Genomic DNA, 13019 nt, shown 5'->3' on the forward strand with positions numbered 1-13019 from the left:
CAATTATGCCTCGGCAAAATTGATGCAAATATAAGGGGAATAGACAAAATGGAGAATGTCGAGCAATTAGAAAAGCATTTACAAGAAATTCAAGCATGGGAAAAAGATCAAAAGGATTTGTGGTTTTTTGATAAATTAGGTCGCATCCCATTTAAAATCTTAGATAAGATGACACCTACCTTCCTTCAAAATAAAATAGCGCTACTAGTTGATGAATTAGGGAGCTATATTCAAACAGGTGGTAAATATTTAATTAATGAACAAGCAATGATGCAGAAAATCCGTAACAATTCTTCGTTTCAAAATATTTTTGCTATATCCGATATTAGTCAAATGCCGCTAGAGGATATGATTGCTCTAAGTGACAAATTACAAAATGAGCGTGTGAAATTAGCAACCGTGCAAGGTGCTTCTACTGGCTTTGGTGGTATTTTCACATTGGCTATTGATATTCCCCTTATTTTAGGGATGGCTTTAAAAACATTGCAAGAGATTGCGATAATTCATGGCTATGATCCAAATGATAAAATGGAGCGTATTTTCATCGTAAAATGTCTACAATTCAGCTCCGCCGATATTGTCGGCAAAGAAGCGATATTGAAGGAACTCTCGTCCATGTATGAGACTAATCATGCAGCAGAAAATATGATTTCACAGCTGCAAGGCTGGAAAGAAGTTTTCTATACGTATCGCGACCAGTTTGGATGGAAAAAGCTGTTCCAAATGATTCCGATTGCTGGAATGATTTTTGGTGCCTACGCAAATAAAGGCATGATTCAAGATGTTGCCGAAGCAGGTATTATGCTCTATCGTAAGCGACGTATTTATGAAAAAATAAATGAACTAAACAAGCAATAATACTTACTATATCGACATAGAAAAAGATGACTCCGACAGTACATATCAGAGTCACCTTTTTATCACTTATTCAATATTCATCCCGCATTAACAGACAGTAATTTCACTTTATATCTACCACTACATTTTTAAGGTACTCATCAAGATTCCCTTCATTTATAGCCTGCATAATAGTTGATCGTTCTTCCCTGTTCTCTAAAGATTTAATGATTAAATCTCCAACGTTTGGATAGTAATGCAACCAGTCGAAAAAGTTGTTCTCATTCGTCGTTACTTCATTCACACTATGGAAGCTATAAACGGTACCAAACACATCTACCATATCGTTCATCCATCTACTATAAGCCTCGTAACGATTATCGTTATGCAAAATTGTTTGGAGCCGTTTGGCAGGCATTAATTCTGTAAAGACTACTAGTTCTGTATTAGGGAATGCATCTTTTATAGCTTGTAGCCTTTTTCGATAGTCGGCATCGTACATAAAAGGCTTAGCTGCCTCTGCTTTAAAGTTATTCTGGAATTCTTGCCATTTCTGGTCCATATCATCATTTGGATACGTAGTTTGTGCAATATTATTACGTGTGTAACTGCGCGGACCATCGTAATGATTTGCTTTTGAAATATCATAATTAAAACGAGCATAATGCATCGTGCTTGCTGAAAATAAGGATTTTATTGCATAAAAAGGTGCCTCTGACGTCTCAATATAAGTTTGTGGAGGATTCAATGTACTCGGTTTGCCAGCATTCGCTGAATCAAAATATAACTCCATAAAAATTCTCTTAAATGGCTTACCATTTTTCTTCTCAGCATATTGCATGTAAGGCAAATATTCTTTTATATGCAGCCCACTCAATGAATAGTTATAAACATTTTCTTTTTTAAAGGCCCTCTCATCAAGATACGTAATCCTGCTCGTTCCAATTAACAAACTATCATAGTTAAAATCATGGCTATTCATATAATTTGTTTTTAATTGTCTTTCATCAAAGCCAAGCTGATAATCGTTAAAGTTATTCGCATGTGTGTAATTCCAAAGAGGGTCAATATAATAATTGAAACCCATAATTCCGAAAACAGGTAATCCAATTACTATGAAAGATGTGGCAAACAATTTTACTAACCATTTTTTCGGATCCAAGTTCATTCACACCTTTATTTAGAAATTAAAATATAAGAATATACTATTTTTTTGCATATAGTAAATCGATACTAGCACTAGTGCAATCATAAATTGCGTGTAAATGATTGCTCCCCAATTAAATTTCATCTTATCCATTAATTGAATAGAATTTAAGGCCGTAAATGCAATAACAAGTGTGATTAAGAGTCCTACAACAATCACTATTGGATCACTTAATGTTAGGCCCAAAATATTAAAGGCTTCTGCTTGAGCAAAGTTCGTGTGCGGCTCCGTAAAGAAATTACTTATAGATGTCATGTTTGGCGTAAACATTTTGGCTATAATCGTATTCGCTTGCTCAATACTTGTTGCACGGAAATATATCCAAGCGATATTAACAAATTGGAAAGTCATAAACCACGAAAGTATATACGGAAGCTTAATACCTGTTTTACTAAAAAGTCTCACAACAACAGACGCAAAGCCATGTAGAAGTCCCCACAAAATAAAATTCCACCCAGCCCCATGCCAAAATCCACTGATGAAGAAAATAATTAATATATTTAAATAGGTTCTAAAAGCCCCTTTACGACTACCACCTAACGGAAAATAAACATATGTAGTTAAAAATCTGTTCAACGTCATATGCCATTTTTTCCAAAACTCCTGAATATTACGTGCTTTATAAGGAGAGTAGAAATTTACTGGCATTTTAATATTAAATAATAATGCCAAACCTATCGCCATATCAGAATATCCACTAAAATCATAATAAAGTTGCACTGTATATGATAATGAGGTAATCCAAGCTTCTATAAAACTTAAGCTACTATAATTAGCAAAGCCTTCATTCGCCCATATGCCAACCGTATCAGCAATAACAATCTTCTTGACTAAACCAATTGCAAAAATAAATAAGCCTCGTGCAATATTTTCATGAATAATTTTACGATTTTCCTTCGTATCATACTGCGGAAGCATTTCATCATGCTGAACAATTGGTCCTGCAATTAACTGCGGGAAAAACAAAATGAACAGCGCATAATGACTAAATTTATAATGAGCTGTTCCAGCACGATAACTATCAACAATAAAAGCAATCTGTTGGAATGTAATAAAACTAAGTCCTAATGGTAGCAATAAGTGCAACAGTGCAAAATTTGTACCAAATAAACTATTTATATTATCAATAAAGAAATCTGTATATTTATAGTAACAAAGAATTAAAATATTGAAGATGACGCCAATAATCATATACGTTTTTCTCGAACGATTATTGGTATTACTAATCACTCGACTTAAAGCAAAGTTCACAACTATTGAGATCGTGATAATTGTTAAATAAGTTAACTTAAAATAGCCATAAAAAAACAAAGAGCTCAGTACCAACCAATAAATCGCATATTGCTGGTTCCTGAAACGATTCAATAAAAAATAGATAATAAATGTTATTGGTAAAAATAGAAAAATAAATTCAAAGGAATTAAAAAGCATTGCACCACTCCCCTAATAGCCATTACTTTATATTCATTTCAAAATTATAGACTCCTCACCATATTTTAGGATTCATTTCCATTCCGTCTGAAGGGTGTCCGATTAGCCGCCACTATACATGGCAAACGTTTTAACAAAGTCATCGCAGCTTTTGGTGAAGAGCTGATCAAATTTAATGTTTTAGTATTATTGACATCAATTAACCATATAACACTTTAACATTGACACGTTCGCAAAATCCAATTGGAATAAATACCATTATTACATTCATTATGTATTTACAAGAGGCCAAATATAATCAAAAATTGAACTAAAACAAATAACGAACAAATAACGAACAAATAACAATATCAAAATAAGGTAAAGAAAGACAAAAACCCATATAATAATGTCTCATTTTAACAAATATTCAAAGGAAATTACTATTTGTTGTCAAAAAAACGAAAGGTCGTTTTAGTTAGGATAAATGCGGTGATTCTTTGAAAAAAACAATAGGATTTTTACTAGTTTTTCAACTCTTTTGACGGATGGACTTGATTCTGGACCTCCCACTCACAACAATACCGTTTTCAAGCTACAGACACTAAAATAAAAGCAACCTCTGTCTAGCGAATTGATCACTATACAGAGGTTGTTCATTTTATATTTTAATTAAAATCTTCCCTTGATGCTGGCGACTTTCTATCAAATCATGCGCTTTCTGCATGTCTTCTAAGGCAAAGATCTTAGCAATTGGTACTTGGAAGCTTTCATCCTTCAACAATGCAAACATCTCCTGTGCAACTTGTTGTAGCATTTCTGGCTTGGAAGCTCGAGTCGTTCCAAGGCTAAAGCCTTTCATATTGCGGCAGCTACTATGTAAATCAGATGTTTTTATATTTCCGGCTTTGCCACCGCTATTCCCAAATTGCACCAACGTACCATACGGAGCTAAACAGTTAAAGCTCTCTTCCGTAATATTTCCTGCAATGGAGTCAAAAATAATGTTAACACCATGACCATCCGTATATTCATTGACTTGTGCACTAAAATTTTCGTATGTCAGTACATGATGAGCACCTAGTTCAAGGACAATTGCCGCTTTCTTCATATCACCAACCGTGCCAATAATCTTCTTGGCGCCTAGCTTTTTCGCCATTTGAATAAGCATTGTCCCTGCACCACCAGATGCAGCATGAATTAATACGCTATCGTTTGTACTAATTGGAGCGATTTGATGTGTTAAAAGATAGGATAAAAACAAAACCGTTGGCACAGCAGCTACCTTTTCCAAAGGGACATCATTCGGAACTTTGAAGACAAGCTCCTCTTTCGCCACCACATATTCTGCATAAGCTCCTTCTTTCGGGAATGCAATAACGACATCTCCAGCTTTAAAAGCACTACTTTCATCAAAAACCTCTTCAACTTCACCAGCTACATCTAAACCGAGTATCATTGGGAAATTTGCTTGTGCTTTATTACCTGTTCTATTTTTTATATCAGCAAAATTCATACTCGTATATGTCGTACGTATTAATACTTCCCCTGCTGAAATAGTAGGCTTTGGACATTCCACGTACTTTAATACATCCGAAGTACCAAACTCATTAATAATCACAGCCTTCATAAATTTCTCCCTCCTTGTTATAGTAATATTATAGAATAAAAAAGAATTAATGGGGGGTATTTCCATGAAAATCAAACTAAAAAAAGAGCAATACAACGATGTTCCATACAATTACTTTGATATAGCAAGTGACAAGGTGTGCTTTATGTTCTCTGGCACAGGCTATACGTATGAAAAACCACTTCTTTATTATTCCACTGAGCTGATGCTAGAGCTTGGCTATGATGTAGTACAAGTATGCTATACATTTAATTCGCAGCAATTTGAACAGGAGCCAGAAGCTATTTCAACAATGGTTTATAAAGTAGCAAATCCTATTGTGGAATATATTTTAAATACAAAATCTTATACAGAAGCTGTTTACATAGGAAAATCACTCGGAACATTGCCTATCACAGATTTTTATATGCAGCAGGCTTCACCTGTTCCTTCTCGTTATGTGCTATTAACACCCCTACTGTCACTTGATCATGTTATGAAAAATTTGCTTGGTAAGCAGGCATTTCTAGCAATCGGTACAGCTGACCCTCACTACTCTAAAGAAAGTTTTGAACGACTCACTTCACATGAGCTTGTTATTGTAGAAAATGCTGACCATTCTCTTGAAATAGCTACTAATACAGTAGAATCAATCATCATTTGCCAGTCACTATTAACAAATCTTAAAACATATCTTCAATAAAATTATCAGAACCTTTTCGTGAAATATCGGTTTGTTTTCAAGATTTATCGGAACGATTTCTTAGTTTATCGGAATGTTTCTCACATTTATCGGAACACTTTTTTAGAAGCGATAAAAAATACAGCTTGAGCCCATTAATATAAGGCTCAAGCCACTTTTAGACTTTTTGAAACTCCCCATTTGAGTATTCGGGGTTTCTCTGATGAACAATCTGTGTTCCTGCTATATCACCAGTAACATTGACAACGGTATTACCCATATCTACAATTGGAGAAACAGCCGCAATGATTGGTATTATCGTAAGCGGAAGACCCATTGTAGAAAGTAATAGTGATGCAGTAACGACATCTGCTCCTTTCACTCCTGCGCATCCCATTGCAAGAACAACCCCTAAAAAAGCAATTTGTAAAATCATACTGAACGTTATAGGGAGACCGTATAGATTTGCTGCGAACACGGATAGAACACCTAATGTTGATGCTAATCCATTCATATTAAGTGTGGCGCCAAGTGGAAGCGTAAAACCATATATATTTTCTGGTATTTTAAGCCCGTCTCTTGAAACGTCCATCGCTGCGGGAAGTGTTGCACTACTTGATGTTGTACTACAAGCTACTAACATAGCCGGACTTATTTGCTTGTAAAAGAATAATGGACTGGTTTTCCCTAATACTTTTAACATAATCGGATAGACAACTAAGAGAATAATAGAAAAACCGATAAAAGCTGATAATACGTATCGACCAACTTCGATGACTACCCCCAACCCAAGTGTACCGATAACGTTTGCGATTAATGCCATAATTCCATAAGGGGCAAAATTAATAACAATTTCAGCAATCTTAATCATTAAATTTGCGCCTTCATGAGCTAATTCCTTCATTCTCTTTACTTTGTCTCCAAGAAGAACCATTGCAATCCCGACAAAAATACCAAAGATTATAATTTGAAGCATATTTGTCTCTGACATTGCTTGAACAACGTTTGACGGAAACCATTGAACAATATTATCAAGAAAACTAAATTCCTCTCGCTCGATGGTTTCTGTTTTACCAAGAAGTCCTATCTCTCCTTTACCGGGCCTAATCAACAGGGCAGTAACGACACCAATAATTGTTGATAATAAAGTGGTAAATATATAAATAAGCATTATTTTACCACCAATAGAGCGTAACATTTTAATATCTTCAAGCTTAGTAATACCTGATACAATACTAAAAAAGGCCAGTGGAACGATGAGCATTTGTAACAAACGAATAAAAATGTCCCCGATAGGTTTTAAAATGGCAACTTTAGGTCCGAAGGTAACACCTAACACAATCCCAACTAATACGCCGATGAAAATCTTTACATATAGCTTTTGCTTCCTCCACCATTTCATGCAAACACCTCCTTATTCTCCAACCATCAAAGTGCGAATATTCAGTCAATTACATTTGCAATATTTAACTATCGATTATCTGTATTAATCTTCATTATTTTTAAGTGTCACTTAAATTTTTTCGTAAAAAAAACAATCCATTACCATAATAAAGGATGCCATTTTTGTTAAAACGTATGCCATAAATACGTCGAATTGGAGTGAAGACTGAGCACCCCCAAGAAAGCGCCCAGTCGGAACGGAAATCAACACAAGTTATAATGATAAGCCAAAAATGGACTCGATTGAAATATTTCAAAATCTTGATAGTTCCATATCAACTTAGTCATTTAAATGACACTTAACTATAACTTAAAGGTTTATACTAGTTCCCATCTTATTTTTAACAGCTTTTTCGTAAAAATATTTTGCAACGACAATGTCTACGATTGCTAATCCTACAGATTTAAATAGAGTAATTTCTTCAGAACTTTCTCTTCCTTTTAATTTTCCGGCTACAATTTGTCCGAGCTCTCCAAAGATATCGTCTGAATTAAAGACTCCTTCATTTATTGGAATTATTATGTCACCAGTCTCTTCTGTGGCCGCTTCTATGGATTCAACTACTACTTTTTGAGCTGAAGAAAGAGCATGAGATGGTAATTCTTGCATTGTAGGTCTGAATGAACCAACCGAATTCACATGAACACCAGGCTTTAACGATTCAGAAAAAACTGGTGTGGAAGAATTGGTTGTCGTAACAATAATATCAGCTTTAAGTACCGCTTCATTCGGATCTGAATAGACTTGTACATGCTTATCGAATTTATTTCTAATGTACTCAGCAAACTCATGTGCTTTTTGTTCTGTTCTATTATAAAGAAGAATTTCTTCAATATTTCGCACAGCTAATATAGCTTCAACTAGACCTTTTGCTTGTTCTCCTGTGCCAATAATGCATAACTTTTTTGAATCTTCACGGGATAAATATTTCGTTGCCACACCTGATAAAGCACCCGTTCTAATCATTGTTAAATAAGAACCTTCTAGAAGTGCAATTGGTTCCCCAGTTTTGAAGTCTGATAGCATTACCACTCCAGTTATCGTTTTCTTACCTACTTCTTTATTATTAGGTGCTACTGTTACTACTTTTAATCCAACACTACTGAGTTCTTCAGCTACAGACGGCATAATCAATGCTGTATTTTGGTCGTTATTAAAAGGCAGAGCGGCGCGGATTGGTGTAATAGTTCTATTTGCCGAAAATTCCCTCAAGGCAACAGCCACGCATTCAATAATCTCATTCATATCTACTAAACTTTTTTGTTCATCAGCACTTATAACTAACATAATTCTCCACCTTTTTTCTAACTTTATTTTAATTTTAGAATACTAAATTGGATGCAATCAGCAGCAAATTCACTTCAATAAAAACCCTCTATTAAGCGGATCATCTGGACTAATTACGAATTGATGAAAACCTGTGATAAAGGCATTCCCAGTAACTTTTGGAATAACAGCTTTAAATTCTTCAACTGTCGTCAATGAAAGTACTTCACCAGCAAATTGTCCATCCGTTATACTTTCATGAATAAAACTTCCCCCTTCCCTTAGTACGCCACGTTCGTATAAAGTAGCTGCTCTTGCAGCAGTACCCGAACCACACGGAGATCGATCAACCTGTTTGTCAGCAAAGATTGTGACATTTCGTAAATCAGCATTGCTGTCTTTTGGTTTATCAGAGAAAATTACACCGTAAATCCCTGTTATATCTTCATATGGATGTTTTACTTCGATCTGACTTTCGATGTAATGTTTAATTTTGTCACCCGATACTTGCAAATCCCATAAATCTTTGTTGTTCACTTGTAGGCCAACTTTCTCACTATTAACCACCGCATAAAAAGCACCGCCGTATGAAATATCTACATCAAATTCGTGACCATCAATGTTAATCGGGAAATCTTTTTTATAGACAAAAGAAGGAACATTTTCAAAGGAAACAGATTCTACTTTCGTTCCGCTACACTTTGCATACGCCGTTACAGGCCCACAAGGACAATCAATGATAAGTTTATCGTTTTTATCTTTTACCTCAATCATGCCTGTTTCAATAGCCATCGTCACTACCGCAATAACGCCATGACCACACATTGTACTCCAGCCCTCATTGTGCATAAACAACACACCTATGTCTGCACCTTGGGTCGCTGGTGGAGTAATGATACAACCATACATGCCATCATGACCTCTTGGCTCATACATTAGTACTTCTCGAATATGATCCAAATGTTCCATACAATAGGCACGTCTTTCTAGCTGCGTTTCTCCTTTAATTTCTGGTAACCCCCCAGTAATTATCCGCAATGGTTCTCCTGACACATGAAGATCAATCGTAGTAAACATTTTTTTGAATTCCATAATTCTTCCCTCCAATATAATTGGTAAACTTGTAAATTAGCGAAGCTTCTATTTAACCCAAAGATTTAAACAGCACTTAAATTATTGTTCAAAAAAAAATTTATTGATTTCCGCTTTGATCGAGCGCTTTCTCAATCAACTTAATACATAGCATACTAACTTTTGGTGATAAATCTAATAAAAGACCAAATACAAATTTAAATGCCACTTAAATTTTTATTTAAAAAAATATGAACCTTTATAAATCTCAATTGAAATTAAGCAATGTAAAGAGTTTACATCTATTATACACCTCATTTTTGAAAATTCAATGTTTTTTGAATATTCATCACTTTGAACTCGTTTGAAATTGAGACTTTTCATCCTTCATTTTCAAATGTCCATTCACCTTTATCTCAAAAACTACAAAACCCAAAATCTTCCACAGCTTTACAAGAACTTAAGTATTTTATATACTTTATCACAATAAAACTATATTTGAGGTAGATAAAATGGATAAAGATATAGGCATTTTAATAAAAAGACTTCGTAAGTCAAAAAAAATGACATTGAAGGAAGTCTCTGAAAAAACAGATTTATCTATAAGCTTTTTATCTCAATTAGAACGATCTCTTTGTTCCGTTACATTACACTCCTTGCGCAAAATATCTGAAGCTCTCGATGTTAGTCCTAGTTATTTCTTTCCCGATTCAATACAAATGGACAAAGATATGATTAGACGTGGGGCTTTTAGACAATCGGAACATACATCATCGTTTATTTATTCGGACCTTTCTGGAGATGTTTCAAATCCTATATTTGTTCCAATTTTAGTAACCTTATTGCCTGGGGACAAACGAGAAACTCCTTTTTCTCATGAAGGACAGGAATTTATTTATGTCACCGATGGAATCTTGACGATCATTCTTGATAATACAGAATATGATCTTTTCCCCGGGGATAGTATTCATATGAATTCAACTATACCCCACAACTGGTTTAATAAAACAGATAAACCTACAAATTTTATATTTGTTTCTTCAACTTCCATCAAAGTCTAAAATAATACCATAAATCCTCTAACTGACGCATAGCTTCATATCCGTGTAGATCTATGCCCACCCATAGAAATTTTGGATAAATTATTATTTTGGCAAAACTTAATAGATGGCAAGAGTCCATTATTCACCTCTTTTAATGAAACAAGCCGTAGCCTATATTGAAATGAAAGGCTACTGGCTTTTTTGTCTTTTTGATTTATCGGAATATTTCTAAAAAGAACGCTTTACTAAAAATACAAACATATGCTACACTATCGAAAATACATTGAAGAGAAGAGTAAATAAGGCTGTTCTTCCCAGAGAGCTCGGGTTGCTGAAAACGAGTAAGAACGAATTATTGAAACAAGCCTCGGAGTAGCGCATTGGATTTCTGTTTGAATGATGGTGCGACGGGAACTCCCGTTACAGAGTAACAGTATAAGCATAAGTATTTATGCCGTACTGAAAAGGCTATTATGGCGACATAATAGTGAACTAGGGTGGCACCACGTGAATATAAATTCCACAATCTCGTCCCTAAGACAAAACGTCTTGGGGGTGGGATTTTTTTGTTTTAGTTACTTGTCATAACTACAAGGAGGGATTTATATGAGCATGAGTAAATTATTAGAAGCGTGGCGTTATCCAGCAATATTATTGTTTAGTATTGGTGTTTCCAGCGTTGGAAGCTGGATATATTTTATAGCGTTAAATCTTATCGTCTTAAACCTTACAGGGTCAGCTATAGCTGTGTCCGGATTGTATATTGTTAGAGCGTCATCTACCCTTTTCTCCAGTTTTTGGTCAGGTAGTATGATAGATCGTTTAAATAAAAAATATCTCATGATTGTTCTCAATCTTTTCGAATCTTTACTAATTGTCATACTACCTTTCTTCTCTACGTTGACTTGGATATATTTCATGGTCTTTGTGATCACAATGGCTAGTTCTATGTATCATCCAACTTCCATGACTTACATTACGAAATTAATACCCACTGAACAAAGAAAACGTTTTAACGCCCTTCGAAGCTTACTTGATTCTGGCGCATTCGTAACCGGCCCAGCCATTGCAGGACTGCTGTTTACGATTGGAACGCCAACTATGGCAATTTACTTGAATGCCATTGCACTATTTTTATCAGCCTGTATTACATTAGGGATGCCTAATGTTGAAGCCCATCAACAGCTGGCTAGTAAAGCAGATGAGAAAATTCCCTACAAGGTATTACTCAATGATTGGAAGCTCGTTATTAGATTTAGCCTTAAAAATCCCTATATTATGATGATCTATTTATTATTTAGTGCGATGCTTGTCATGATGACAGCGACAGATTCTTTAGAGGCTGCCTTTGCTACCCAAGTACTTTCACTATCCGAAGGTGAATACGGTGTTTTAGTGAGCATAGCAGGTGCTGGAATATTAGTTGGTTCTTTAATGAATACAGCCATCGTTGAAAAAGTGCCGACTGCTTGGTTAATAGGAATGGGTTCGTTAATAACAGCATTAGGCTATTTAACTTTCACATCCTCTTACACATTTCTTATCGCTTCTTTAGGATGCTTTATTTTGTCCTTTGCAATGGCATTTGCCAATACCGGCTTCCATACTTTTTATCAAAGCAATATTCCTGTCGATAGCATGGGGAGAATAGGAAGTATTTATGGCTTTGTAGAAGCCTTATTCATTATTATCATAACCGCTATCTTTGGGATTGCAGCTGAAATTATATCTATTCGATATGTTATTGTACCTGCAGCCATCATCATGTTTGTATTAGCAACGATACTGCTAATTTTTAATGTTCAACCTTCAAAGGCCAGATTTTATAGAAATATTTCTGAACTCAATGAGTAGAAGAAATTTTGATGTTGTTGCTTCACTTTCGAAAGCAATAGCGATATAAAAATAGTAGCACCTCCTATTAATGAGGTGCTACGTAAAATGTTGGGATAAGACATAATGATGTTCTACTGTTGTATCGATAGCTCTGTTTGTCGCTTCGGCAATTCGTTCCGCCGCTTTGTCGGGGCTATCCACGATTCTCGGGGTTCTATCCACGACTTTAATGATTCTATCCGTCGCTTCGGCTTTTCTTTCCGTCGCTTTGACTGTTCTTTCCGTCGCTCTGGCTCTTCTTTCCGTCGCTTTGTCTGTTTCTTCCGTCGCTCTGATTCCTTTCCGTCGCTTCGGCTTTTCTTTCCGTCGCTTTGACTGTTCCTTCCGTCGCTCTGGCTCTTCCTTCCGTCGCCCTGATTTCTTTCCGTCGCTTTGACTGTTCTTTCCGTCGCTTTGACTTTTCCTTCCGTCACTTCGGTTCTTCTTTCCGTCGCTTTGTCTGTTTCTTCCGTCGCTCTGGCTCTTCTTTCCGTCGCTTCGGCTTTTCCTTCCGTCGCTCTGGCTCTTCCTTCCGTCACTCTGGCTCTGTTTTCCGTCGCAATTAAATCGTATGT

The 13019-nt window shown here is 35.6% G+C and carries 12 protein-coding genes and 1 other annotated feature; of the genes, 6 read left to right on the top strand and 6 right to left on the bottom strand.

What is annotated here, in order from left to right:
* Window positions 1–48: 48 nt before the first annotated feature.
* Window positions 49–858 (top strand): EcsC family protein, encoded by an 810-nt coding sequence (locus AMS59_RS18710; protein ID WP_053485257.1) that lies wholly within the window; start codon window positions 49–51, stop codon window positions 856–858.
* Between the two features lie 103 nt (window positions 859–961).
* Here the strand turns inward: AMS59_RS18710 and AMS59_RS18715 are convergent, their stop codons facing one another.
* The 3 genes from AMS59_RS18715 to AMS59_RS18725 all read right to left on the bottom strand — a co-directional run bounded on the left by AMS59_RS18715 (window position 962) and on the right by AMS59_RS18725 (window position 5084).
* A complete protein-coding gene (locus tag AMS59_RS18715) occupies window positions 962–1999 on the bottom strand; it encodes a hypothetical protein (protein ID WP_053485258.1) in 1038 nt (345 codons plus the stop codon).
* Window positions 2000–2017: 18 nt separating this feature from the next.
* Window positions 2018–3475 carry an MBOAT family protein gene (locus AMS59_RS18720; protein WP_053485259.1) on the bottom strand — a complete coding sequence of 486 codons (1458 nt, stop codon included), beginning with the start codon at window positions 3473–3475 and terminating at the stop codon, window positions 2018–2020.
* A gap of 640 nt (window positions 3476–4115) precedes the next feature.
* Window positions 4116–5084, bottom strand: coding sequence for a zinc-binding dehydrogenase (locus AMS59_RS18725; protein ID WP_053485260.1), 969 nt, complete (start codon window positions 5082–5084; stop codon window positions 4116–4118).
* Window positions 5085–5148: 64 nt separating this feature from the next.
* Here AMS59_RS18725 and AMS59_RS18730 point away from each other — a divergent pair, with 64 nt between their 5' ends.
* Window positions 5149–5766, top strand: a complete 618-nt coding sequence (locus AMS59_RS18730) for an alpha/beta hydrolase (protein WP_053485261.1) — start codon at window positions 5149–5151, stop codon at window positions 5764–5766.
* A gap of 157 nt (window positions 5767–5923) precedes the next feature.
* Here the strand turns inward: AMS59_RS18730 and AMS59_RS18735 are convergent, their stop codons facing one another.
* The 3 genes from AMS59_RS18735 to AMS59_RS18745 all read right to left on the bottom strand — a co-directional run bounded on the left by AMS59_RS18735 (window position 5924) and on the right by AMS59_RS18745 (window position 9547).
* A complete protein-coding gene (locus AMS59_RS18735; protein ID WP_053485262.1) occupies window positions 5924–7147 on the bottom strand; it encodes a dicarboxylate/amino acid:cation symporter in 1224 nt (407 codons plus the stop codon).
* 351 nt (window positions 7148–7498) lie between these two features.
* Entirely contained in the window at window positions 7499–8476 is a 978-nt protein-coding gene (locus tag AMS59_RS18740; protein ID WP_053485263.1) for an ornithine cyclodeaminase family protein, read from the bottom strand.
* Window positions 8477–8545: 69 nt separating this feature from the next.
* Entirely contained in the window at window positions 8546–9547 is a 1002-nt protein-coding gene (locus AMS59_RS18745; protein WP_053485264.1) for a proline racemase family protein, read from the bottom strand.
* A gap of 491 nt (window positions 9548–10038) precedes the next feature.
* Here AMS59_RS18745 and AMS59_RS18750 point away from each other — a divergent pair, with 491 nt between their 5' ends.
* The 4 genes from AMS59_RS18750 (at window position 10039) to AMS59_RS25460 (ending at window position 13010) form a co-directional block, all read left to right on the top strand.
* Window positions 10039–10587, top strand: a complete 549-nt coding sequence (locus AMS59_RS18750) for a helix-turn-helix domain-containing protein (protein ID WP_053485265.1) — start codon at window positions 10039–10041, stop codon at window positions 10585–10587.
* Between the two features lie 256 nt (window positions 10588–10843).
* Window positions 10844–11108, top strand: a binding site (T-box leader).
* A gap of 67 nt (window positions 11109–11175) precedes the next feature.
* Window positions 11176–12423 (top strand): MFS transporter, encoded by a 1248-nt coding sequence (locus AMS59_RS18755; RefSeq protein ID WP_199777795.1) that lies wholly within the window; start codon window positions 11176–11178, stop codon window positions 12421–12423.
* 105 nt (window positions 12424–12528) lie between these two features.
* Window positions 12529–12780 (top strand): hypothetical protein, encoded by a 252-nt coding sequence (locus tag AMS59_RS25455; RefSeq protein ID WP_156304715.1) that lies wholly within the window; start codon window positions 12529–12531, stop codon window positions 12778–12780.
* Window positions 12777–13010 carry a hypothetical protein gene (locus AMS59_RS25460; RefSeq protein ID WP_156304716.1) on the top strand — a complete coding sequence of 78 codons (234 nt, stop codon included), beginning with the start codon at window positions 12777–12779 and terminating at the stop codon, window positions 13008–13010. The genes AMS59_RS25455 and AMS59_RS25460 overlap by 4 nt, the downstream gene beginning before the upstream one ends.
* Window positions 13011–13019 lie beyond the last annotated feature (9 nt).

Source organism: Lysinibacillus sp. FJAT-14745 (assembly GCF_001275675.1).
Lineage (GTDB): Bacteria > Bacillota > Bacilli > Bacillales_A > Planococcaceae > Lysinibacillus.

Excerpts from the sequence above, each read along its gene's own strand:
- AMS59_RS18755 (WP_199777795.1), top strand. The coding sequence starts at position 11,176 with ATGAGCATGAGTAAATTATTAGAAGCGTGGCGTTATCCAGCAATATTA.
- AMS59_RS18720 (WP_053485259.1), bottom strand. The coding sequence starts at position 3,475 with ATGCTTTTTAATTCCTTTGAATTTATTTTTCTATTTTTACCAATAACA.
- AMS59_RS18735 (WP_053485262.1), bottom strand. The coding sequence starts at position 7,147 with ATGAAATGGTGGAGGAAGCAAAAGCTATATGTAAAGATTTTCATCGGC.
- AMS59_RS18725 (WP_053485260.1), bottom strand. The coding sequence starts at position 5,084 with ATGAAGGCTGTGATTATTAATGAGTTTGGTACTTCGGATGTATTAAAG.
- AMS59_RS18745 (WP_053485264.1), bottom strand. The coding sequence starts at position 9,547 with ATGGAATTCAAAAAAATGTTTACTACGATTGATCTTCATGTGTCAGGA.
- AMS59_RS18750 (WP_053485265.1), top strand. The coding sequence starts at position 10,039 with ATGGATAAAGATATAGGCATTTTAATAAAAAGACTTCGTAAGTCAAAA.
- AMS59_RS25455 (WP_156304715.1), top strand. The coding sequence starts at position 12,529 with ATGATGTTCTACTGTTGTATCGATAGCTCTGTTTGTCGCTTCGGCAAT.
- AMS59_RS18730 (WP_053485261.1), top strand. The coding sequence starts at position 5,149 with ATGAAAATCAAACTAAAAAAAGAGCAATACAACGATGTTCCATACAAT.
- AMS59_RS18710 (WP_053485257.1), top strand. The coding sequence starts at position 49 with ATGGAGAATGTCGAGCAATTAGAAAAGCATTTACAAGAAATTCAAGCA.
- AMS59_RS18740 (WP_053485263.1), bottom strand. The coding sequence starts at position 8,476 with ATGTTAGTTATAAGTGCTGATGAACAAAAAAGTTTAGTAGATATGAAT.